10 protein-coding genes, 1 tRNA gene, 2 rRNA genes, 4 pseudogenes and 1 other annotated feature (1 of these 18 cut by a window edge) are annotated in these 24,499 nt (G+C 60.5%); of the genes and pseudogenes, 9 read left to right on the forward strand and 8 right to left on the reverse strand.

Annotated elements, in window-relative coordinates; translation table 11 throughout:
- The 4 genes from ACZ5TH_RS14220 to ACZ5TH_RS14235 form a co-directional block, all read left to right on the forward strand.
- Positions 1-1,762: ribosomal RNA gene (locus ACZ5TH_RS14220) — 23S ribosomal RNA — on the forward strand; it begins 1,037 nt to the left of the window's first position.
- A 134-nt stretch (positions 1,763-1,896) separates the two neighbouring features.
- Positions 1,897-2,011 (forward strand): 5S ribosomal RNA (gene rrf / locus ACZ5TH_RS14225).
- Between the two features lie 85 nt (positions 2,012-2,096).
- Positions 2,097-2,173 (forward strand) — tRNA-Met (locus tag ACZ5TH_RS14230).
- A gap of 160 nt (positions 2,174-2,333) precedes the next feature.
- On the forward strand, positions 2,334-2,549 hold the full coding sequence (locus tag ACZ5TH_RS14235) for a hypothetical protein (protein ID WP_464795624.1): 216 nt from the start codon (positions 2,334-2,336) through the stop codon (positions 2,547-2,549).
- Positions 2,550-2,810: 261 nt separating this feature from the next.
- Here the strand turns inward: ACZ5TH_RS14235 and ACZ5TH_RS14240 are convergent.
- From ACZ5TH_RS14240 to ACZ5TH_RS14270, 7 genes and pseudogenes are all read right to left on the reverse strand, one after another.
- Positions 2,811-2,867 (reverse strand): annotated as a pseudogene (locus tag ACZ5TH_RS14240) (hypothetical protein); the annotation flags it as partial.
- Between the two features lie 151 nt (positions 2,868-3,018).
- Positions 3,019-3,153, reverse strand: a pseudogene (locus ACZ5TH_RS14245) (hypothetical protein); the annotation flags it as partial.
- A gap of 11 nt (positions 3,154-3,164) precedes the next feature.
- Positions 3,165-4,234 (reverse strand): annotated as a pseudogene (locus ACZ5TH_RS14250) (IS3 family transposase).
- Positions 3,986-4,102 (reverse strand) — a sequence feature (AL1L pseudoknot). Its footprint overlaps the pseudogene before it by 117 nt.
- Positions 4,134-5,268, reverse strand: a pseudogene (locus tag ACZ5TH_RS14255) (IS3 family transposase). Before ACZ5TH_RS14255 ends, ACZ5TH_RS14250 begins: the two co-directional pseudogenes overlap by 101 nt.
- A 236-nt stretch (positions 5,269-5,504) precedes the next feature.
- Positions 5,505-6,386, reverse strand: coding sequence for an ankyrin repeat domain-containing protein (locus ACZ5TH_RS14260; protein ID WP_464795625.1), 882 nt, complete (start codon positions 6,384-6,386; stop codon positions 5,505-5,507).
- A 343-nt stretch (positions 6,387-6,729) separates the two neighbouring features.
- Positions 6,730-7,104 carry a hypothetical protein gene (locus ACZ5TH_RS14265; protein WP_464795626.1) on the reverse strand — a complete coding sequence of 125 codons (375 nt, stop codon included), beginning with the start codon at positions 7,102-7,104 and terminating at the stop codon, positions 6,730-6,732.
- 561 nt (positions 7,105-7,665) lie between these two features.
- The gene (locus ACZ5TH_RS14270; RefSeq protein ID WP_464795627.1) at positions 7,666-12,462 is read right to left on the reverse strand and encodes an autotransporter domain-containing protein; all 4,797 of its coding nucleotides are present in this window, start codon (positions 12,460-12,462) and stop codon (positions 7,666-7,668) included.
- A 292-nt stretch (positions 12,463-12,754) separates the two neighbouring features.
- Here ACZ5TH_RS14270 and ACZ5TH_RS14275 point away from each other — a divergent pair, with 292 nt between their 5' ends.
- Entirely contained in the window at positions 12,755-13,765 is a 1,011-nt protein-coding gene (locus ACZ5TH_RS14275) for a helix-turn-helix transcriptional regulator (protein WP_464795628.1), read from the forward strand.
- 1,442 nt (positions 13,766-15,207) lie between these two features.
- Here ACZ5TH_RS14275 and ACZ5TH_RS14280 read toward each other — a convergent pair.
- Complete coding sequence (locus ACZ5TH_RS14280; protein ID WP_464795629.1) at positions 15,208-16,050, reverse strand: SDR family NAD(P)-dependent oxidoreductase; 843 nt, start codon at positions 16,048-16,050, stop codon at positions 15,208-15,210.
- A gap of 154 nt (positions 16,051-16,204) precedes the next feature.
- Between ACZ5TH_RS14280 and ACZ5TH_RS14285 the strand changes: the two genes are divergently transcribed.
- From ACZ5TH_RS14285 to ACZ5TH_RS14300, 4 genes are all read left to right on the forward strand, one after another.
- Positions 16,205-17,008, forward strand: coding sequence for an SDR family NAD(P)-dependent oxidoreductase (locus tag ACZ5TH_RS14285; RefSeq protein ID WP_449469658.1), 804 nt, complete (start codon positions 16,205-16,207; stop codon positions 17,006-17,008).
- Between the two features lie 237 nt (positions 17,009-17,245).
- The gene (locus ACZ5TH_RS14290) at positions 17,246-18,958 is read left to right on the forward strand and encodes a type I secretion system permease/ATPase (RefSeq protein WP_464795630.1); all 1,713 of its coding nucleotides are present in this window, start codon (positions 17,246-17,248) and stop codon (positions 18,956-18,958) included.
- Positions 18,958-20,325 carry an HlyD family type I secretion periplasmic adaptor subunit gene (locus ACZ5TH_RS14295; RefSeq protein WP_464795631.1) on the forward strand — a complete coding sequence of 456 codons (1,368 nt, stop codon included), beginning with the start codon at positions 18,958-18,960 and terminating at the stop codon, positions 20,323-20,325. Before ACZ5TH_RS14290 ends, ACZ5TH_RS14295 begins: the two co-directional genes overlap by 1 nt.
- 145 nt (positions 20,326-20,470) lie before the next feature.
- A complete protein-coding gene (locus ACZ5TH_RS14300) occupies positions 20,471-24,208 on the forward strand; it encodes a cadherin domain-containing protein (RefSeq protein ID WP_464795632.1) in 3,738 nt (1,245 codons plus the stop codon).
- Positions 24,209-24,499 lie beyond the last annotated feature (291 nt).

Raw genomic sequence — 24,499 nt, forward strand, 5'->3', positions numbered from 1 at the left:
CCCCAAGTCACGTCTAAGTGGGAAAGCATGTGGAACTTCCAAAACAACCAGGAGGTTGGCTTAGAAGCAGCCATCCTTTAAAGAAAGCGTAACAGCTCACTGGTCTAAATAAGAGGTTCTGCGGCGAAGATGTAACGGGGCTCAAGACGTGCACCGAAGCTTAGGGTGTGATCGTTTACGATCACGCGGTAGCGGAGCGTTCCGTAGGCCGTTGAAGCGATCTGGTAATGGGTCGTGGAGGTATCGGAAGTGCGAATGCAGACATGAGTAGCGATTAACAGTGTGAGATGCACTGTCGCCGAAATTCCAAGGGTTCCTGCTTAAAGCTAATCTGAGCAGGGTAAGCCGGCCCCTAAGACGAGCCCGAAGGGGGTAGTCGATGGGAACCACGTTAATATTCGTGGGCCTGGAGGTGTGTGACGGATGGCGTAAATGGTCTGGCCTTATTGGATTGGTCCAGGCTGTGAAGTTGTCCCAGGAAATAGCCCCTCCGTATAGACCGTACCCTAAACCGACACAGGTGGAATGGTAGAGTATACCAAGGCGTTTGAGAGAAGTATCCTGAAGGAACTCGGCAAATTGCCTCCGTACCTTCGGAAGAAGGAGGCCCCACATCAAGGCAACTTTTTGTGGGGGGCACAGGCCAGGGGGTAGCGACTGTTTAGCAAAAACACAGGGCTCTGCTAAGTCGGCTTCAAGACGACGTATAGGGCCTGACGCCTGCCCGGTGCCTGAAGGTTAAGAGGAGGAGTGCAAGCTCTGAATTGAAGCCCAGGTAAACGGCGGCCGTAACTATAACGGTCCTAAGGTAGCGAAATTCCTTGTCGGGTAAGTTCCGACCTGCACGAATGGCGTAACGACTTCCCCACTGTCTCCAGGATATGCTCAGCGAAATTGAATTCTCCGTGAAGATGCGGAGTACCCGCGGTTAGACGGAAAGACCCCGTGCACCTTTACTGCAGCTTCAGAGTGGCATTAGGAAAGAACTGTGTAGCATAGGTGGGAGGCTTTGAAGCGATGACGCCAGTTGTCGTGGAGCCATAGGTGAAATACCACCCTGTTGTTTTCTGATGTCTAACCTCGCACCGTTATCCGGTGCAGGGACCCTCTGTGGCGGGTAGTTTGACTGGGGCGGTCGCCTCCTAAAGAGTAACGGAGGCGCGCGATGGTGGGCTCAGGACGGTTGGAAACCGTCTGTTAGAGTGCAATGGCATAAGCCCGCCTGACTGCGAGACTGACAAGTCGAGCAGAGACGAAAGTCGGTCATAGTGATCCGGTGGTCCCTCGTGGAAGGGCCATCGCTCAACGGATAAAAGGTACGCCGGGGATAACAGGCTGATGATTCCCAAGAGCTCATATCGACGGAATCGTTTGGCACCTCGATGTCGGCTCATCACATCCTGGGGCTGGAGCAGGTCCCAAGGGTTTGGCTGTTCGCCAATTAAAGTGGTACGTGAGCTGGGTTCAGAACGTCGCGAGACAGTTTGGTCCCTATCTGCCGTGGGCGTCGAAATTTGAGAGGAGTTGACCCTAGTACGAGAGGACCGGGTTGAACATACCTCTGGTGTACCTGTCGTCCTGCCAAGGGCGCAGCAGGGTAGCTATGTATGGACGGGATAACCGCTGAAAGCATCTAAGCGGGAAGCCTCCCTCAAGATAAGATTTCTTCGAGCGGTCGTAGACCACGACCTTGATAGGCCGGATGTAGAAGTGTGGTAACATATGGAGCTAACCGGTCCTAATTGCTCTGATCGCGCCTGAGAGTCCCACCATCAATGACAATGCTGGAAACAGCGTCGGCCATTGAGCGTGGTGATCACCTCAAGCCAGATAACAAATACAAACACCAAATACCGTGCACGGCATCGATTATAACCCAAAGCGCAAGCTTCATTGCTTGGTGACCATAGCGTCTGTGACCCACCCGATCCCATCCCGAACTCGGCCGTGAAACCAGACTGCGCCGATGGTACTGTGGCTCAAGCCCCGGAAGAGTAGGGCGTCGCCAGGCATTGAAGCTTGCGCTTTTGGAAATAAAAACCCATCACATGTTCACAAAAGGGCGGCCCATAAAGCCGCCCTTTTGCCTTTGGTGACGCGGGATGGAGCAGCCCGGTAGCTCGTCAGGCTCATAACCTGAAGGTCGCAGGTTCAAATCCTGCTCCCGCAACCAACGGTGTACCACTTAAAGGCCCAGTTCCATGGAACTGGGCCTTTCGTGCGTTCTGAACCTTGACGCTTCCAGCAACAGCAGCCTCAGTAAGCGCGACCATTTGGAACAGGTCGCCGTGCAACTCTAGTCGGCGATGCTTGCCGCGCCGGCAGTTGCCCGCGTGGACAACCACACCCTCGATCAGTGCGCGGATCGCGCTACGCGAGACATTGGCCTCACGCGTGGCCAGATGCTGCTTGAGTTCGGCGATAGCGGTGCGGTAGATAGCTTCGTAATTGGTAGGGAGGCGGATCACCGTGCGCTCCGGCAGCTCCGCCAATTCGCGTTCCAGCTGTTCCTCTTCGGCCTCCAGCTCCTTGAGCCGTGTGGTGAGTGAGCGCGGTGCAGCCTCGTCCTCCTCGACCCGGCGGAGAATTTTGGCGGCGCGTTGACGCGTCTCGACCAGCGCGTCTTCGAGTTCATAGCGGCGGCCATAGGCCGCACGCTGCTCCGCATCGAGCTCGCGTTGAAGATGCACAGCGAAGCGGCAGATGATGTCTGGAGTGAGCAGACGGTCCCGCCGGCCGGACAAAGCCCGCTCTTCAAGATGGTTGCTGGTGATCGAGCTGTTGCTACACGCCTGCCTATTGGCGGCCTTGCACCGCCGCCGACCGCCGACGCTGACGAAATCGTCGCCGCAGAAGCCGCAGCGCACCAGACCGCTGAGAAAAATAGGCAGCTCGCTTGGCGCCAGCAAGTGGATTTCCGATGAGGCCGAAGTTCACGTCCCGAGCCGCGCGGGCTTCCGCCTGGCGAGCTTTGACCCGGCCCCAGAGCTGCTGATCGATGATGCGCAGGTCTGGTTCATCGCGCACAATCCATTCGCTTTCCGGATTGAGGCGCGGGCGGCGTGAGAAGCCGCGATTCTCGTTCGGAATCTCGACCCACTTGCGACGGTTGAAGACGCGCCGACCGAACCGCGCCGGGTTTGCCGGAGGCATAGGGTTGTGAGTCACGCTGCCCTACCGATGTTGTCTGCGGCAGCATAATATTGATCTTCGGCTTCGGCAGGCGGGATGTTGCCGATGGGCTCCAGCAGTCGGCGATGGTTGAACCAATCGACCCACTCGAGCGTGGCATATTCGACAGCTTCGAAGCTGCGCCACGGTCCTCGCCAGTGGATCACCTCTGCCTTGTAGAGGCCGTTGACGTCTCGGCCAAAGCATTGTCGTAGCTGTCGCCGACGCTGCCGACCGATGGCTCGATCCCAGCTTCTGCGAGGCGCTCGGTGTATTTGATAGACACGTATTGCGACCCGCGGTCGCTATGATGGATGAGGCCGCCCCGATGGGTCGGCCGTCGATCGTGAAGCGCTTGTTCCAGGGCATCGAGGACGAAACTGGCATGAGCCGTCCTGCTGGCCCGCCAACCGACGATCCGCCTGGCGTAGGTGTCGATGACGAAGGCGACGTAGACGAACCCCGCCCAAGTCGCGACATAGGTGGAGTCCGACACCCACAGCATGTTCGGCGCTGGCGCGTAGAACCTGCGGTTGACGTGATCGAGCGGGCACGGCGCGGCCTTGTCGCTGATGGTCGTGCGCATCGGCTTGCCACGGATCACCCCTGCCAAACGCATCAGTCGCGCAACGGTACAGCGGGCGCTCGGAAAGCCCTCCCGCATCATCTGCCGCCAGACCTTGCGGACGCCGTAGACTGCAAAGTTCTCCGCGAACACGCGGGCAATCTCAGGCTTGATCGACTGGTCCCGTTGAGCCCGCGCCGACAGGCGTGTCGGATCGCGACGCTGCGCGACGCGCTCGTGATATGTCGATGGGGCGATCGGCAGAACGCGGCAGATCGGCTCGACCCCAAAGGCATCGCGGTGATCGTCAATGAAGGCGATCATCGCCTGAACGGGCGGTCGAGTTCTGCCTGGGCAAAATGGACATGTAACGGTTTTGTGCCTGTCACTTATCTCATTATGCCACCTTGGCTTCGAAGGCGAGCGGGCTAATGCCGCCCAGATATGAATGGCGACGACGGGCGTTGTAGAAGCCGTTGATGTATTGGAAGATGGCAGCTTCTGCCTGCCGTCGCGTTGGCCAGCGCTGCCGCCAGATGAGTTCCGCCTTCAGGGATTTGAAGAACGTCTCGACGGAGGCATTGTCGTAACAATTACCCTTGCCGCTCATTGATGGACGCAGGCCATAGGCCTGCAGCTTTTTCTGATAATCGTAAGAACAATATTGGCTGCCGCGATCCGAATGGAAAAGGCAGCCCTCTGGTGGCTGGCGCAGGCGTACCGCCATATCCAGTGCCCTGATCGCCAAATCCTTCTTCATCCTGTCGCTGACAGCCCAGCCCACGACGCGGCGGCTATGCAGATCGAGGATGACAGCGAGGTAGAGCCATCCCTCCGACGTCCAGATATAGGTGATGTCGCCGGCCCATTTACGGTTGGGCGCATCGGCGGCGAAATCGCCGTCCAGCCAGTTTGCCGCGACACCCAGGCGATGGTGGCTGTCTGTCGTAACCTTGTGTTTGCGCGTGCGGACCGGCCTGATCCCGTTGATGTTGGCTACGCCGCCCTTCGGGTCATAAGGCGCTCACCCACATCGAGCCCCACCTCTTTTAACTCCATCGTCATGCGAGGACGGCCGTAGCTGCCAAGGCTCAGCCTGTATTGTTCGCGGATATGAGCCAACACCTTCATGTCCGTCCGGCCCCGGCAACTGATCGGGCGCGAGCGCCAGGAACGATAGCCGCGTTCACTGACAAGCATGACACGGCAGAGCAGTGCAACGGGCCAGCGATGCCGCCAGCTATGCACGAAAGCGAACTTCACGGCCTTTGGCTCGCGAAGAACTGCGTGGCCTTTTTTAGGATTTGCCTCTCCTCCCGCAGCACGCGGTTCTCAAGGCGAAGCCGTTCATTCTCGCGCGCCAGATCTGCTTGCGGCGCTGAAACCAGATCACTGGGCCGATACTGCGACACCCACTTGTTCAGCGTCGATTTGCCAACCCCCAAATCCAACGCGACCCGCTCCCGCGGCAACCCACTGGTCAGCGCAATCCGCACCGCCTCCTGCTTGAACTCCTCGCTATGTTTGATCATCTCGTCGGTCTCCTTGAACGAGCTTTAAACTCTCAAGTGACCGGCACAAAACCGTTACATGTCCAGACCTACCATGGAGATGGCCGTAATCGTGACCAGCCGAATGCTGCCAAGGCGCCACACAGCATCTCGACCTGGCCACCGTAGGTGCGCCTGCGCCGGACAGGGCCCGCTCGGCTTAATGCCGGATGCAGGCTAAAAACCGTCAGGGATATCCGTCAGCGGCTCAAAGAGTTTCACCAGTAACGGCCTGTATCCAGGCACTGTTGCCATCGTCGCATGGCGCGCATCTTTCCTGTCGTGTCGGAGGAGAGAGCAGCGTCTGCCCGATATTTCTGCTGACATTCCACCTTGCGGCTGGCTGCGGGCGCCGTTGTAGTGGCAGGCTTAACAACCGCAGAACCCAGCAGCGCCTTCATCTCCGGCGAGGTAGCGAGTTGGGGCGCGGTTTGGCCATCCTTGTTGCGAATATTCCGCTTAGCTCCGTGATCCAGAAGGATCTTGGCCAAGGCAACCCGATCCCGATCGGCTGCATGGTGAAGTAGCGTCCAGCCATATTGATCCTGATCGTCAACGCCTACACAGTCCTCGATCAATCCGACGAGTTGGTCGGGATGATTGTACCAGATCGCATCCTTCGCTTTCAGAAACGGGCGGATGGCAGGGGAGCGCCCGTCATTCACGGGTTCCGAGCGCACCATTGCGCACATGCCATTTCCACCAGAGGTAGTTGGCTGCGAGCGGACGCCCGCAGCGGCTCCCACCTGACCTGTTATTCCCGCTACGGTCGAAGCTTTTGCCATGGCCTTGCGGATCTCTGCCTGCACCATGGTACCGATAGCCATCTGATAAGGCGTGCTGCCGGATCGTGATTTTAGGCTTGGATCGGCACCGCGAGCGAGCAGCGCTTTTACCATCTCGAGATTGCCGGCGTCGGCTGCGTAGTGAAGAAGGCTGTATCCCTCCTCGGTTTGCATGTTCACATCGAACTGCCCGCTATCGACAATCTTCAGCGCCTCCGCATTTTGTTTAACACCGAGATAATAACGTGCATCTTCGAAGGGATCGCCGGCAACAGCGGAAGAAGCCATACATAAGGCCGTCAGCCCGATCATCATTCTACGGATCAACTTATCTACTCCCCAGAGTGGCGCACCCATCCCTTGCCACCTCGTTCAGCGAGGTGCGGTCGCAATACGCGCGTTAATGACTGTTTCCTGCACCCCCGCCACGCGCCGCGAGTGCAGAACCCGGCGATCGCCGCAGTAAAGGCCGCTGAAGCGGTTCCTGCCAGAAAGACGAGGAAACCGATCAAAATCCAGCCGGCCCATGCGGCTCCGCCGCCCGCGCTCGCGCAGCAACGGACACTTGCAACCGCGTAGGCGATGGGGGCTAATGAACCTACGGTCGCCGTGAAAGCCAGGGCGGCCGAGATCTTCGCCATCCTCCCGAGATGCAGCTTCAGTTTTGCACCCAAACTTTCATGTTCGCGCCGCCAGCCGAGACGACATTCGCCCCTCCGGCTGACACAACGTTAGCGCCGCCCGCGGAAACGACCCCTGCGCCACCGACAATCGGATATTTCTGGCCGTTAAATTCCACAACCGCCGCACCGTCCTTGACGTGGACCTTGGCTCCCGCAGGTACGCGCATATCGACCTGCTTCTTACGGTGATAGGGGAATTGCGGCCCATTATTATTGTCCCAGGGAGCGCAGCCCCAGACGAAGATGTTGACCACGCCATTGCATCCAGTGCCAGCCTCAGCCGGTACGATGGCCAGGCCGGTTGCCAAAAGAGCCGCAGCAACTGCAGCGGCGCGAACATGGAAACGCACAGAATTCCCCCTGTAGTCATAAAGCAGACAAAATCCAGTAAGTCTCTTTTAGCAGTTGGAATGTCAAGTAAAAGTAAAAAGCAAGCAGCGTTGCAAAAGAAAGCCAGTCTCCTGGGTACTGAACCTCGAAGAGAAATCGTTGAGTACGTCATTCCGATTATTAAAATAGATCAATGATCTTGATTAATCCGGCATACTGTTCAGCATTATCTCTTAGAATTGATTGGATCTCTGGCGTCATTATGTGGGACGCAACGGAACTTCAAAACTGGTTTCGCAGATTTCCCCGTCGCGAAGCACTGACGGCAGAGAGCGCGCCCCCGGAAACCCTCGGCACCGCAAGCGCTGTCAATTTCCGGCCTGCTGCATCAGGGTAATCTGACGGGATCGTGATTATGAATAAACGGCTGGCATCGGGAACGCTTACTCGGCCTGAACGAGCATGTGTCGTGCTGGGCGTTCTCAAGGCGATTTTCTCCCGAAAGCGCTATAAAGTTAGCGCTGCCGACCTTGCGGTCAGCAGCGCCGTTGCGAATTCAAGAGTTCTCGTAGAGCTTGCTATTAGAAGGCGAAGCGCACGCCAACGTTGACGTTGTGGCTCTGACCTCCGCCAAATTCGCCTTGATAAGCGCCATAGAGGCTGAGTCCCGCAGCAAGGTCATAGCTAGCGCCAGCGCCAAGCGTTGCCATGGTTTCCTTGCGGCCCGCCCCGATGACCGTGAACCGTTCGGCGTTGCCGACAAACCCCGCGCGAGCGGCGGAGCGTTCACCTTCGAGCTGGTGACGCAGACCTACCGATGCCCATGGGTGGAACATCGTGCTTTCACCAATGCCACCCTTCAGCTTGATGGCGCCGTCGACAAAGGTCGCGCTGGTCTTCTTGCCATCCACAGACAGGGCGAAAGCGGCGCTGCCTGTCTCGCTCGCCGAGCCACGACGGGTGGAGATATGAGTGACGCCCACTTCGGGATGGACCCCCCAACTGCCCATAGGGAAGCTGTAGCCGACCGTACCGTCGAGCACCAAGCTGCGGAGGCGATAGTCGCCGGAGAGGGCGGTGGCGCCGGGTACCGCCCGGCGGGTGTTCGCCTCGCTCCAATCATAGGCGATCGTCACTGTCCCGTCGAAGCCACCGCTCAGGAAGTGACCCGAAAGACCGGCAACCAGGCCATCGGCGTTCGTCCGTGCACTAAGGCGCGCGACAGTCTGGCGACTGTCGATATAGCCTATGAACGCGCCGATGGATCCGGTCGCGCTGCCAAAGCCGATGCCACCAACGACGCCATAGCTGTGGCTCTTGGCCGTCGATGTGCCAACTGACCCACGACCTTTAAGCGTGCGCCAGTCGCCCAGACCTTGCGCGAAGCTGAAGAGACCCGCGGTCTCGCGCGTGGTTTCGGCAAGTCCTGCGCGGCCCGCCTTGGCGAGCGCCAGTCCCTGCTCCACGCCAAGTTGAGACGCACTGGCATAAGCTTCTGGCGTCAGCTGCCCGAAGGCCGCTGCGTTAGCGGTGCCACCGCTCAACAGTGTCGGAACGGCATTGATCAGCGCAGTGCTCGCGGTTCCCGCGATCAGCAGATCGTTGACATAGCCGACAGCAGCATTGGCCTGGGTGGAGATCCCGGTGGGCGCCACGAAGGTGCCGAGCAACTGCAAGGTGGAGCCATTGTTGCGGAGGACGCCTACAATGCCCGGATCACGATTGACGATGTCAAAGTCGCCAGTGATGGCGCCGCCGCCGTTTACCACGATCAGGTCACGCGACGCGCCAGGTGTCAGCGAGCCGGTGAGATTGACAGTCGTGTTATCGCCGATCGTCACCGAGCCGCCATTGACGATGATCTGATCGCTCTGCCCGACAGGAACGAACTCGAAGGTGGTGGTCGTGCCGTTGGCGATGGTCAGATTGCCATTGATCGTCATGATAGCAGGAGATGCGCCCGGCGACAGCGTGCCGCCCGTGCCGATCGTAACATCGCCGCTGACAGTCCCTGCGGTGCCGAAAGTTCCCCCGCTGGTGACATCAACCGATCCGGTCAGGGTTGATCCTGCCTGACCGATGAAGCGGCCGCCTGAAACGGTTACTTCCTCGACATTGAGGTCGCCAGTGAAGCTGTTGACGCCTGCTGTGTTATTCACCTGCTCGAAGCCCGTGAACGCCGAACCGTCGATCGTCGTCTGGGCCGCATAGCTGCTGCCGGTATTGAAGGCGAGGACATCGGTCCCGCCACCTGCAGCAACCGTGCCGCCGAAGCTGCCGCCGGTGCCGATCGTCAGCATATCGGCGCCCGCACCAAGATCGACATTGCCCGAGATAGTGCCGCTATTGACCAGGCTGTCGGTGCCGCTTCCAGCCACGACATTCCCGTTGATCGTGCCGCCCTGGTTGCTGATCGTGTTCGCGCCGTTGCCGATGATGATGTTCCCGGTGATGGAGCCGCCGGTCGCGTTGGTCAGAAGATTGTCGCCTTCGCCAAGGTCCACATTGCCAACGACCTCGCCGCTATTCGAGATGCTGACGCTTTGCGTGCCGCCGCTGATCGCGGTTTGACCCGGCGCCACGACGATGCTCGACCCTTGAGTCAAGTTCAGCTCACCACCGCCAGAGACTTCCACCGTCTGCTGAACGACGACCTTGCCTGTGCCAATGATCTTCTCGACTTCAAAGCTGGCGAACAGCTGACGGAGTGATGGATCAATCGACCCGGTATAGGTCGTGCCGGTGATATCGAAGGAGAGCGTGTCCTCCCCCGCGCCGCCATCGACCGTTCCATTGAGCACGGCTGAGCTCAGCAGGTGCGTGAAGCTGTCATTGCCCTCGCCCATCCGTACCGTTCCGGTGATGGTGCCCGCATTGACGATCGTGTCATTGCCCTCGCGCATGTAGATATCGCCGCTGATCTGCCCGGCATTGTCGATGCGGTCATCGCCAGCGTTCAGGTCGATCGAGCCGATGATGACGCCGGTGGCGGTGTTCGTCACATGATCGGTCGAGGGCAGATAGCCGCTCTCATCCTCGAGCTGATTGCCGCTGGTATGGATGGCTCCTGCAAGATAGCCGTTGGGCTGGCCGATCGCATTGTCGATGATCGGCGTGTTGGGGAAGTAATTGGTGCCAGCGCCGCCCTGGATAGTGCCGCTGTTGACGATGTTGACCGTCTTGGCCGCGACAGCAACAGCGACAGTGTGGCTGCCTTCGGTATTGGCGACCGGACTGTAGACCCAGACCGGTTGCGGAATGCCCTGGGGCTGCGCACGCACCACAGCGGTGAGTCCGCCGCCTGCCTGGATAAGCCCGCCTTCCAGATTTTCGATGTTGACTGTGCCAGCGCCGGTACTTTCGACATCCACGCCCAGCGCCGCGATCTGCGACACATAGGCGGTGTCCTGTCCAAGGCCAATGAACTGGCCCGGTGTTACCGTTGCGCCTCCGGTCGCCTTAATCGTACCGCGGTTGACGAGATTGACTGTCGCACTGGCCGCCGGATTGCCAACGAGCTCATCATCGCCAGCCTCTACGCCGAGAACAAGGCCCGAGCCACCCTTGTCCTGACCGAGGATGTTGCCGCTGTTGTTGAACGTGATCGTCTGGCTTTCGTCGGTCTCGGACTCCACGTCAAAGGCCGACATGCCGCCAAAGCGCGGCGGATCAGCCTGATTGATGGCAAGTTCGGTGCGCGTCACAGTGCCGCTATTGTCAAAGCTCGCCACTCGGTTGGCGATATTCACCTCGGTCGCGCCTTCGATGATGCCTGTGTTGGTGAAGGCAAAGTTCTCGGCGGCGATGTCCACGACATCGTCGTCATCCGGACCATCATCCTGCAACAGGCCAGTGCGGATGAGCAGTGCCTGACCGCCCTCACGCGCCGAAGCCGTGATCGTGCCGTGGTTTTCGAAATTGAGGCTTTGAGAAGCGACCGCGGCGTAGAAGCCGTCCCTGATCTCACCATCCGCCGTGTTGATGATGGAGGCGTTGTCCGCGTTGAATTCGTCGTTGGCATTCGGCAGCACCAGGTCCAGTGCCCCGACTTGAAGCGTCAGGCCGCGCTGGAAATAGCCATTCGTATCGATGCCAGCGATTAAGCCGCTATTAGTGAACGAGAAGACATCCGCCGCAACATTGGCATCCAGTCCGCCGGTGATGATGCCGCTATTTTCAATGGTTGCGCCCGCCAGAGTGGTAGTCTCGAGGGCCTGGCGGATTCGGACGGCCGCGTTCACGCCACTATCAAATTCCCGCTCAATGTCCGTAGTGAAAGAGCGCGAGCCGGTGAAAGTCGTCTCGATGGTTCCTGTATTGCGGAACTGGAAATCATCCCCTGCCGAAGTCGTGATGATCGAACCGATGCCGCTGGTAGCGAGGTTGATCTCGTCATTGTTGACGAAACTCGCCGCAGCGATCCGGATGTCGCCATTGATGGCGCCTTCATTGATGAAGCTGGTCAGCGCGTCGCCATAGGTTGGCGTGTAGAGCGGAACAGTGCCCGGCGGCACATTGGAGCGTTGGAAGGTCGCAAAGCGCTGCTGATAATAGCCAACTGCGGCCGGAACGATGGTTACGGCCTGCGGGTACAGGCCAGCGGTGTCGAGCAGGTTGATCGTGCCGTTGTTGACGACGTTGCCGTCGCCCATCAGGCTGATCGATGTTCCCTGTCCTGACAGCGTCAGCGTGGTAGCGGCGCCTCGTGCTTCGAACCCTTCTATTTCGAAGGTCGTGGGCAGCGCGCGTGCGCCGAGCTCAAGCGACTGTGACTGGCTGTAGCTGTGCGTGTAGATGTCGATGCCGCCACCAGCGGCAATGGTTCCGGTTACCCCGTCATCGCTGCCGCGCTGGACAAAATTGGCGGTGCTGAAGCCCGTGCCGAGCTGCAGATTGCCGTTCAATGTACCGCCATCGGACACATAATAATAAACCGCGCCAGCCAGTGGGTTTTGAGGCGCGGTAGGGGTGGGTTCGACATAGGACACGTTGCCGTTGATCGTGCCAGCGTTGGTCACATTGAAGCTGAGCAAGGGAATGCCGGTCCGGGCAGGCGCTATGATCGCGTTCGTACTCCCGCCAATGGCCCCACCGCTCGCATTATTGACCGCAAGCACGACGGCCTGACCCGCGCTGATTGCCGGATCGCCAGCGATCGTGCCGCTGTTATTGACGATGATGGCGGTACCCAGTGTTCCGGTGATCGGCCCTGTCGATCCGCTATTGCTAATGACGCAGAGTGGACCAGCGCTGCCGTCGGGACAGGTCAAGGTCGACGCCTGTTGCGCAAGAGCGCTGCTCGCACCAAGCGCGAGAACACTGACGCTCAGACCAAGCCCAAGGCGAATAGGCGCGCGCACAGAATTTCTGCCGATCATGTAAAACCCCCTCCAGACGATTGGGGACGGGGATAAGCAAAACGCATTCCTGTTCGCATCCCCCGATCGGGGTATCGGACCGCCGCAGCTAAAATATTGTGTTTCTTCCTAGACCTGCCTAAATCCGCTTGCTGCCCACGCGCTCTCACGCTGGATCAGCCAAAGATATTTACGTTCTGACCGGGTCGCGGAACAGGAACGAAACAGGGTGGAAGATAAGATTTGGGCGCTGGGCGAGCGTTTCGCCATGGCTGCAATCGATGGAAATGAGTGGCTGGGCGCGTTGCGGGCCATGGCGGAACTGACTGGCAGCACGCATGGCCAGCTCATTGGTTTTGCGCCCGGCGAGGTGCCCTTCAACTGGATCAATGATATAGGTCAAGATGAGGTCGCGCGCTTCGTCCAGCAGGAGCGCGGCGATCCCAACATCAATGTTCGCGTGCGCGCCTCGCTCAATGACCAGCCTTTCGTCATTCGCAGTGAAGCAGACTATCGCGCGGTCGGGCGCGGCTCTGGTTTCGATCTCTATCGTGAGATGTGCGACGCCTATGACATCATGGACGGCTGCCAGACCAAATTGCTTGAAGGGGGAGGTCGGTTTGTCGGCCTCGCTCTCAACCGTAGTCGGAAAGACGGCAGGACCGATGCAGAAACGCGCGAGCTTTTCGCCGCGATTACGCCGCATGTGCGTAGGGCGGTCAAAATCCAGATTGCGCTCGAAAATCGCGGCGCGGCCTTGGCGAATGGCGCGCTCGAATATGTTGGCCTGCCGATCTTTATTTGCGATGAAGCTGGCGATTTGAAGGGAGAGACTCCCGAAGCCACCGCACTGCTCTCGGCTGGACGTTTTAGGCTAGTAGACGGGAAGATCGGCCTTCCGCATCCACGTGACGACGCAGCGTTGTTGAAAGCCCTCGCGCGGCGGCATCGTCAGCCTCTCGGGATCGAGACGTTGCTGCTGGGAGGCGCTGTCCAGCAGATGGCTATGGTGGTTGATGTCTGCCGCCTTCCCTCCCAGCCTTACCGGCTGAGCCTTGCCTCACAAATTCTTGTCATCGTCCGCTCAGGCCGGCGCTGGCACGAGGCCGCCCCTGCTGTTTTGCGCGCGGCATTTGGTCTGTCTGCTGCTGAAGCCGAGGTCGCATTGGCCCTCGTTAGAGGCGAGACGCGTGATCAGATCGCCGCTGCACGGGATACGAGCACCCAGACCGTCAAGACCCAGATTAAATCCATTTACTCCAAACTTGGGGTCTCTCGGGAGATGGATCTGATGGCGATGCTCAGCGACATGCTCCGGCGGTAAGGGCTCGAAGCATCGGCCAAACGCCCAATCAACTTGACCGCTAAGAACAACCCTCAGGATGAAATATTCCGTAGCTCTCCCCCGGTCGGGGTATGACCAACTTCAGCAAGGTCGATAAGGAAAGCTCGCGACCCGAGGGCTCACGGCATAGCCGTTGAGACTTTCAACTGGCCCGGCTGCCATCATGACGGCCGGGCTGTTTTTCGCACTTTTGGTCGCGGCTCGAACCTTTTATCACTGCTTATCGAAAGGCAGCACCGTGGGCGAACACGCAGAGCGCTTTTGCGTTCGGCGGTCGCAGCATCGGGCCTGAGACAGAAGCCTCTCAAAGGGAATATGGATGTTGATCAATTCCACTGGGGAGGTTTTTCTTGAAATCCGGGGCGGGCATTTTGAAACTTGAAGATCACAGGTTGCTACCCGTCGGCCGTGGCTGACCGACATGGATGGCCTGCCAAATTGTTGGGTTGGCTGTGTAGATCACGAGATGCGGTACACCTGCGGGAATGAATAGGTGATCACCTGGGATTAGGCTTCTCTGCCCAAATCCCTCCAGAGTGACTTCGGCAGAGCCTGCCAGGATCAGCATCCATTCATCCCACTCCTGCACATAAGGGCGGTCAGCGGGCGTCGTTTGTCCCTGCGATATAATGCGTTCGATGCGTACACCGGTCGGCGTAGCAGATCTTCGAACAGCTCGTGCTCTTCGCGTCCGCGCGACACTTCCAGCAGATTGCGAAGCGTCGCAGTGGATGAACTTATTTCTGATCCCATGGCCCGACAGCAAAACGGAGGAGGAGAAAGGAGAGGTTAATCGCACATTTCGCAAATACCGAGTGCCGGGGATCGCGTGGCATAGTCCCCGAGCGTCGTCCCTGCGGTGGTTGAGGCGAAAATAGTGGTCCAATGCAGCCACGGGCTGAAACGCCAAGCTTGAATTTGCAGCGACACCTGCAAGACTAGAGCATGATCCGATCAGACTGAATCGGATCATGCTCTATTTGTCTTTTGTTTCCCGCATTTTCCGAGCCAGCAGATGATGCCATCTGCTTCGAAAATGCTTTAGTGACAAGCCGAAAATGACGGTGCCGATAAGATAGGCGCTCTCAGCTGGCATATGATATAGCATAGGCCAGGGAGCTGATATGGGTGCTAAGCGTCGCGTCAAGCTGTTCAAGATGGGCCGCCATCAAGCTTTCCAGGTCCCGGACGGATCTATCTACCGTGTGGCGATGCGATAACGGGCGAAGAGGGTTCACGCGTTGTGTCGGCATCCAGACTGGGAACTTCTCTCCTGAGCTTGCTAACGACCTTCGTGCCCATTGATGAGGTTTTTGGAGGCCAAGCGCCGGGACGAGGTTGCAGCGGACCGTCCCTACGACGGAGGCGCCGCGTCAACCAATTGAGCTATTGCACTGTCGGCACAGGCGCCAATCCCGGGATCATCCCGGCGGCGCGATCCCTCGTTCGGTGAAGAAGTCCGGCGCGTTGATCATTTCTGGTCCGGCCAGGTTCGGTGCGTCCGCATGGCTCGCCAACCACACGACAGTCTGTGCGGTTTCCTCCGGATCGCGCGCTGCTTCTCCCGATCCGAGCGTTTCAGCCTGATCGCCCATGGCCGCGCGCAGCGTGTCCGTCATGGTGAAGCGCGGTTCGATCAGGAAGGCGCTGATCCCATCCTTGCCATGCTCCTGGTTGATGTGGTCCGGGATACGATTGAACGCTGCCTTGGGCGCAAGATAGAAGAGCCCGACCCCCGGGGAGCGGGCGGCGGGTTCGATGGAGGACAAGGTCGTCATGAAGATCATTCGTCCTGAACCCTGTGCCACCATCGTCTTCAGCACGATCTGGCTCAGGTGAAATTGGTTCAGGAAATTGCCGGTGATCGCTCTTTCCGCGTCTTCCAGCGCGACGTCCATGATCGGTTGGAGGATAACCGGCCCCTGGTAGATGCCATTGTTCACCAGAACGTCTATCCGCCCCCAGCGGTCGAGTACCGCCGTGACCCCTTCATCGATGGATGCGCGATCGAGCAGGTCGATCCGCGCGCCCATTGCCTGACCGCCAGCCGCCCTTATCGCTTCCACCGTCGATGCCACGCTGCCCGGCACAGGCGTGTTCCCCATGCTCTCCATACGGCCAGCGCCTTCCGCCATGGTGCGCCCGGTCACTGCGACGGCGAAGCCCGCGCGGCCAAGGGCGATGGCTATTGCACGGCCGATGCCCCGCGTCGCCCCGGTGACGAGCGCCACGGGTGGTTGAACTTCTTCACTCTGTTTCATCATCGGGCCATACCCCCCAAACCTCTCCCGGACTTTGCCGACTATCGCCTGTAAACCATGGCCGAGCGATAAACCACAGGCTTAGTTTGTTGACAAGAGTCATCGTTTGATTAACCCTGTCGCCAGGAACGATGCAATAGATGTAGGAGATGTAGGCGTGAGCGTGGGAAAAAGGCTGGCCGGGCGTTCAGCGCTGATTACCGGAGCGGCGGATGGAATTGGCCGGGGCATGGCGCTGCGGTTTGCGCAGGAAGGCGGGTCGATCCTGGTCGCGGATTTCAATGCGGACAAAGGCGTGGAGGTCGTGGAGGAACTGCGCGCTCTTGGGGTGGATGCCGACTTCCGCAAATGTGATGTTACGGTGCGTGATGACGTCGTCGGTGCCGTTCAGGCCTGCGTCGATCGGTTCGGTTCTATCGACGTCCTGGTCAATAACGCCTTTAGCGGCGGCGGACTGCAACGCATCGAAAACCTGTCCGACGCGCAGTTCGAATCCTGCATGAACATGTGCCTTTACGCTGCGAAATGGTCGATGGAGGCGGCGTTCCCGCACATGCGCAGCAGACATTGGGGCCGCATCATCAACATCGGGTCGCTCAACGGCGTCAACGCGCATATGGGGACCGCCGAATATAATGTCGGCAAGGAAGCCCTTCGCGCCTATACGCGCAGCGCGGCAAGAGAATGGGCAGGTTACGGAATCTGCGCCAACATCATCTGCCCCGCCGCCGTTTCTGCCGGTTACCGGGAGTTTGAACGTACGGAGCCGGAGATCGCCGCGGCCACCACGGCAGCTAATCCGATGGGCCGAATGGGCGACCCGGAGGCCGACATCGGCGGCGTTGCCCTTTTCCTGGCCAGCGAAGACGCGCGATACCTGACCGGCAACACGCTGTTCGTCGATGGAGGTGCGCATATCAATGGCGCTGCATGGGTGCCCGACCTCGGCCCGGATAGCTGAACATCACAGGGTGAGCGACGCGGAGGCGACCAAACCCCGCCTGCGCGTCGCACGGCCGATCGCAAGAGTTTGTCTGACCAACCCAATTTGCCACCCTGCATCCCTTTGCGCTGTTGATCGGTAGCGCGTTCGACGGGATGAGTTGGGCTGAACCGTCGCGCTTTGGGGAGGTAGGATGGCGCTGCCAGTTTCAGTCGTCGTCGGCAGCCTTTGCCCGCGCGTTGGCGAGGCCGCGAGATGAGAGCCGTGCTGAACGCGGTGCGGGCGCATGTGATGTGGGCCGCCCTGTTCAGCGCGCTTGCCAATCTGTTGTTCCTGGCGCCGACGCTGTACATGTTGCAGGTCTATGATCGCGTCGTGCCGACCCGTGGGGCCACGACGCTGGGGTTCCTGACCATCGTGGTGCTGATGGCTTTCGCCACGCTGTCGCTACTGGAATATGTTCGTTCGCGCATCATGGTGCGGGCAAGCATCGCGCTGGACCGGCGGTTTGCGCGCACGCTGATCGCCGCTGCCCTGCGCCAGCCGCCAGCCGCAACGGGCCAGCACAGGCGGCAACAGCCCATCCGCGAATGCGACCAGCTTCGGCAGGCGTTGACCGGCCCGGTCATGAACGCGCTGTTCGATGTGCCGTGGACGCCGATCTACATCATCGTGTGCACCATCATCCATCCCTGGATCGGCCTGCTGGCGCTGGTGGGCAGCGTGGTGCTGCTTGTCATAGCGTGGGCGAGCGAGCGGGTGATTTATTCTCCGCTGGCGCAGGCCAATGCGGCGGCGAGCCAATCCTATGCCAGCCTGGACCAGAGCATGCGCGGGATGGAAACGATCCGCGCGCTGGGCATGCGCAGCCCGATGGTGCGCCGCCACCTGGCCGAGCGGGCGGATATGCTGAAGTGGCAGGCCAATGCCAGCTTCGCGGCGGGAAGGTGGGTGATGGTCAGCCGTTTCCTGCGCAACGCGCTGCAATCGGGGGCACTGGGCCTGGGCGCCTTGCTGGCGATCGACGGGCAGATTTCGGGCGGCGCGATATTTGCCTCATCCTTTCTGCTGGGGCGTGCCTTGTCCCCTATCGACCAGCTGGTCGGCCAATGGCGCAGTTTCGTGCAGGCGCGCGAATCCTATGCGGAGATCAAGATCTGGCTGGAGGGCGAGTTCGATCCGGCGCCGCGTACCGCCTTGCCCGCGCCGACCGGCCGGGTGGATGCCCAGAATATTTCCGTGCATGATCGCCAGTCGGATCGGCTGATCATCAACAATGTGTCCTTCACCATCGCGCCGGGCGAATTGGTGGCGGTGATCGGGCCGAGCGGGGCGGGCAAGTCGACCCTGGCGCGCCTGACCGCCGGGGCAATAGGGATCAGCCGGGGCACGATCCGCATCGACGGCGCGGACTATGCGCAATGGGATGACGAGGCGCTGTCGGCGCATATCGGTTATATGCCCCAGCAGCCTTCGCTTTTTGCCGGAACGATCCGGGACAACATCGCCCGCTTCGCCTTTGAAGAGGGAAGCGCCGCCGCCGACAGGGACAGGATCGATACCGAGGTGATCGCCGCCGCCCGATTGTGCGGCGTGCATGAGATGATCCTGGGATTGCCGCGAGGCTATGAGACGATGCTGGAGTGGGGCGGCACGGGGCTGTCGATGGGACAGGCGCAGCGGATCGCGCTTGCCCGGGCGTTGTTTCGCGATCCGGCCCTGCTGATCCTGGACGAGCCCAATGCGCATCTCGATTCCGATGGAGAGGCGCGGTTGATCGACGCGCTGCGGCAGGCGAAGGCGCGCGGCGCCGCGATCATGGTGACGGCGCATCGCACCAGCCTGCTGGCGCCAGCGGATCGGATATTGGTGCTGGACCGTGGCCGCATGCGGATGAATGGCCCGCGCGACAAGGTGCTGAACGCGCTCACCGCGACACGATCACTGGCTTCGGCGGAGGGGGCGTGATGTTGATGCGGTCGCGGCGCGTTCTCCTGTTGACCAATGGAGAGGGTGGGACGGTGCCCGCCGTGGGGCCGGATATCCGCCGGGAAGTGCGGGCCGGTCTGTTGATCGCGGCGGCATTTTTCCTGTTGTTCCTGGGCTGGGCCGCGTTTGCCCGACTGGACGCGGCGGCGCTGGCGCCGGGTCGTGCGACCGTCGCGGGGCAGCGGCAGAGCGTCCAGCATCGTGACGGCGGGATCGTCGCTGCGATATTGGTGAAGGAAGGGCAGCAGGTCCGGCAGGGCGACGTGCTGATCCGTCTTGCCGCACCGGCGGTCACGGCGCAGGAGCGGGTGCTGGCTTCACAGGCCATCTGGCTGATGGCGCAGCGCGCTCGGCTGAGGGCGGAGCTGGCGGGGACGGCGATCGCTGTGCCGGTCGAGTTCCAGTCGCTGACCGGGGCGGACATCGCGGATGCCGACGCCGCCATGCAGGCGCAACGGGCGCAAATGGGCGCGCGATCGGCGCTGCTGGCGACGCAACAGGGCGTTGCCATGCAGGAAGGCAGCCAGGCGGGATCGCAGGTGCTGGGCTATCGCGAGCAGGTCGCGGCGGTGGTCGAGCAGGAACGGCTGATCAGCGACGAATTGAACAGCCTGCAAGATGTCGCGGCCAAGGGATTTGTCAGCAAGACCCGCATTCGCGCGCTGGAGCGGGCGAAGGCCGACCTGATCGGGCAACGCGCGCGGTTGCTGGCGGCGCGCGACAGCTCCGTCAGCATGGCCGGGGAAGCGCGGCTGAAGGCGCTGGAGGCGAAGCAAGGGTTGCAGGAGAAGGTGACGGCCGAATTGCGGGACGTCGAAACGCAGCTGGGCGATGTCCTGCCCAAATGGACGGCGGCCCGTGATGAAGTGGCGCGGACGCAAGTGCGCGCGCCGGTCAGCGGGACGGTGGTCGGATTGTCGGTGCATACGGTGGGGGGCGTGATCGCCGCCGGTCAAGTGTTGATGGACATCGTGCCGCGCAACGGCGCCGTGGTGATAGAAACGCGCTTTTCCCCCGCCGACATTGACGACCTGGCGGTGGGGCAAAGGGCGGAGGTGCGCTTTGCAGGGTTTCCGGCGCGCAGCCTGCCCATCATCGACGGGCGGGTGACGCGGGTATCGGCGGACAGCTTCGTCGAGGAAAAGACAGGCGTGTCCTATTTCGTGGGGGAAGTGCAGATACCGCCGGAGCAGATCGCGCTCATCCGGCGCTATGCGCGCGGCGATTTCGTTTTGAAGCCGGGCATGCCGGTGGAGGTGGTCGTGCCCCTGCGGCGGCGGACGGCATTGCAATATATGTTCGATCCGTTGACCGACCTGATGTGGCGGTCGTTCCGCGAGCAATAAGCCTATTGGTGGAGCCTTACCCTTAAGGGTGGCACCTTTATCCCGATGATCTTCGCGGCGCAGGCCGTTTCGAGGGTATCAGCTTTCCATACGCTCCGGGCCGGGGGCAGGCCCCAGCCATCCTGGCACGAGATGGGGAGACGATATGGCCAGCTATTATAATGTTGTCGGCAGCTCGACGGTCACCGGCACGGCCGAGAAGGACCTGTTCTTTGCCTTCACCCGCCTGTCCAACCTGGACATCGTGCGGCCCGACGCCGTGCTGGCGCAGCTGGTGTGGAACACGGCGATTCTGACCGATGCGGGGACCCAATATCAGATCGCCGCGTCCAATATCCAGATTTCCATGGATATGCTGCTGGGCAGCACCGGCACCGATATCGTCTATGGGTCCAACCTGTCCGACGCCATATTTTATAATAACGGGACCATTTCGGGCGGCTTTGGCGGCTTCGACAATATCGAGCAGTTCTGGCTGGGCGATGGCGATGATGTCATCGACCTGACCAACCATGGCGTCGGTGGCATCGATTATGCCAAGGACGTGCTGGTTCAGGGCGGCGCGGGCAACGACATCATCGTGGCCGGCGCGGGCAAGGACAACCTTCAGGGTGACGCAGGCGACGACATCATCTTCGGCTGGCGCGGCAGCGACAACATCTCAGGCGGGCTGGGCAACGACCGGCTGTATGGCGACGATCTGGGATTCAACAATATCTCGGGCGACGACATCATCGACGGCGGCGCTGGCAATGACCTTATCTGGGGTGGCCGGGGCAGCGACAAGCTGAACGGCGGGGATGACAATGACATCCTTTACGGCCAGGCAGGCGGCGACACGCTGTCGGGCGGCACTGGCGACGACATATTATATGGCGATGACGCGAACACATCCAGCAACGACACGTTGAACGGCGATTCCGGCAATGACCAGCTGTATGGCGGCGCGGGCAATGACGAGCTGTACGGCGGCACGGGCGACGATCTGCTCGATGGCGGGGCTGGCAATGATTATATGCACGGCGGGGCGGGCAACGACCGCATCCTGGCCGGGGCGGGCAACGACCTGATCGACGGTAGCGCCGACATCGACACGCTGGTCTTTTCCGGGAACCGGGCGGATTATATTTTCACGCTTCAACCCGACGGCAGCTATATTGCCGGTGATCTGCGTCCCGGATCGCCCGAGGGGACGAAGACGATCCGCAACGTCGAATTTTTCGAGTTCGCCGATGTGACGATCCCGTCGACGGGTCTTAACGCACCGCCGGTCATCACATCCAATGGCGGTGGCGTGAGCGCCGCGCTGTCCATCGATGAGAACAGCACGGCGGTCACCACCGTCGCGGCGTCGGATACGGACAGCGGCCAGACCATAGGCTTTTCGATTGCGGGCGGCGCTGACGCGGCGCTGTTCGCTATCGATGCCGTAACGGGCGCGCTGCGCTTTCTGGCGGCGCCCAACTTCGAAAACCCGGCGGACGCGGACGGCGACAATGTCTATCAGCTGATCGTCGCCGCCAATGATGGCAATGGCGGCGTGGATACCCAAAGCCTATCCGTCACCGTGCGCGACGTGGCGGACGGGGTCGCGCCGGTCATCACCTCCAACGGCGGTGGCGCTGCCGCCGCGATCACGATCAATGAAAATGCGACAGCCGTTACGACGGTGACGGCGACGGACGCTGATGGCCCATCGATCAGCTATTCGATCGCGGGCGGCGCCGACGCCGCGTTGTTCACCATCGACGCTGCGACCGGCGCCTTGAGCTTTAAGACGGGGCCGGACTATGAGGTGGCGGCGGATGCCGATCATAACAATGTCTATGACGTGATCGTGCAGGCCAGCGACGGCGCGAACGCCGATCGGCAGACGCTGGCGGTCACGGTCGCCAACCTCAATGACAATGCCCCGATCCTTACATCCTACGCCGGGGCGGCATCGGCGGCGCTGTCGGTTGCGGAAAACAGCCTGCTGGCGGCGACCGTGCAGGCGAGCGATGCCGATGGCACGGCGCTGGGATACAGCATCAGCGGCGGAGCGGATGCCGCGCTGTTCACGATCGATGCGGTGACCGGAGCGCTCAGTTTCAACGCGGCGCCCGATTTCGAAGCGCCCGGCGATGCCAATGGCGATCGCACTTATGATGTCGTCGTCACGGCCAGCGATGGCACCAACAATGTCGCGCAAACGCTGGCGATCAACATCACCAACGTCAATGACAATGCGCCGGTCATCACCTCCAATGGAGGCGGAGCCAGCGCGGCCATCAGCATGGCGGAAAACCAGACGGCGGTCACGACCGTGATGGCCGCCGATGCGGACGGGACGGCCCCGAGCTTTGCGATCGCGGGCGGGGCCGATGCGTCGCTGTTCACGATCGACGCGGTGACGGGCGCAGTGTCCTTCCTGACCCCGGTGGACTATGAAAACCGCCTGGATGCGGACCAGGACGGCGTGTATCAGCTGATCGTGCGGGCGACCGATGGCAGTTATGTCGATGACCAGTTGCTGTCCATCAGCATCACCGACATTTCGGAAACCGGCAAAACCATCATCGGATCGTCGGGCAACAACAGCATCAATCCGACGACGAGCGTGCTGGGTTACCAGACGACGGCGCTTAACGACACCATCTATGGCATGGCGGGTAACGACATCATCGATGGCGGCGCAGGCGCGGACTATATGGATGGCGGCACGGGCAACGACATCTTTTATGTCGATACCTATTCCGACGACGGCTTTGCCGGGAATGATGATCAGGTGATCGAACTGGCGTCGGGCGGCACCGATCTTGTCTACGCGTCGGTCAATTACAGGATGGCGGCGGAGGTCGAAAAGCTGACCCTGACCAGCCTTGCCCCGATCAATGGCATCGGCAACGACCTTGCCAACATCATCGTCGGGAATGAGGCAGCCAACCAGATTTTCGGCGGGCTGGGACAGGACAATCTGTCCGGCAATGGCGGCAACGACCTGCTGGACGGCGGTGACGATAACGACCTGCTGTTCGGCGGCGACGGGAACGACACGCTGATCGGCGGGCTGGGGAATGACAGCCTGGATGGCGGAGCAGGCGCGGACAGCATGACCGGCGGCCTGGGCGATGACGTCTATGTGGTGGACAGCTGGTCCGATGACGGCAATGCCGCCAATGATGACATTGTCATCGAAGCCGTGGGCGGCGGCACCGATCAGGTCAATGCGTCGGTCAGCTATCGAATGGCGGCGGAAGTCGAAAAGCTGGTGCTGACCGGCGCTGGCAATATCGACGGCATTGGCAACGATCTGGCCAACACCATGACCGGCAATAGCGGCGCCAACAGCCTGTGGGGCGGGTTGGGCAATGACTCGCTGGTGGGTAATGGCGGTAACGACAGATTGTTTGGCGAAGACGGCGGCGACCTTCTGGATGGTGGAGCGGGCGACGATTTTCTGGATGGCGGGGCATCGACCGACACGTTGAAGGGCGGAGCGGGCGCCGACATCCTGATCGGCGGCGGGGGCAAGGATACGCTGACGGGCGGCACGGAAGCAGATACCTTCGTTTTTGCAGGGCTGGCATCATCGCTGAACAGTTCCAGCTATGACCGCATCAACGACTTCCGTATCGGCGAAGGGGATCGCATCGATTTCGATTTCCTGAACGGCAGCCTGCCCACAGCCAATTATGCCGAGGCGGCGATCGCGACGAACATTTTCGCCGACGCGCTGAGCGCTGCCCAGGCGACGGCGGGCGTCAACCATGTGACCTTCATCGCCGGGACGACCGACGGCTGGATATTCTACGACGGCAATGGCGACGGCACATTCGAACAGAGCGTGATACTGGTCGGGGTCAATACGCTGGCGGGCGTGGATGTGAGTAGCTTTATCTAGAGCATGATCCGATCAGACTGGATCGGATCATGCTCTATTCGTCCTTTGTTTTCCGCATTTTCCGAGCCAGCAGATGATGCCATCTGCTTCGAAAATGCTCTAGGGACGCAAGATGCGCGCTTAGGTCGGTGCCGGCGCGGCTGAGTTCCTCGACCAGGACGCCGTTTGCTGGCAGCAGGACCGCCTGGGAACCATAATGACCGGTCCATGTTGAGGTCGAAGAACGGGTCTTTGGTGCGGCGTTCACGCATATTCGCGAACGAACCATGGCCATCATGGAATGGCGCCAGA

The sequence above is a fragment of the Sphingobium sp. TomTYG73 genome, assembly GCF_055394245.1.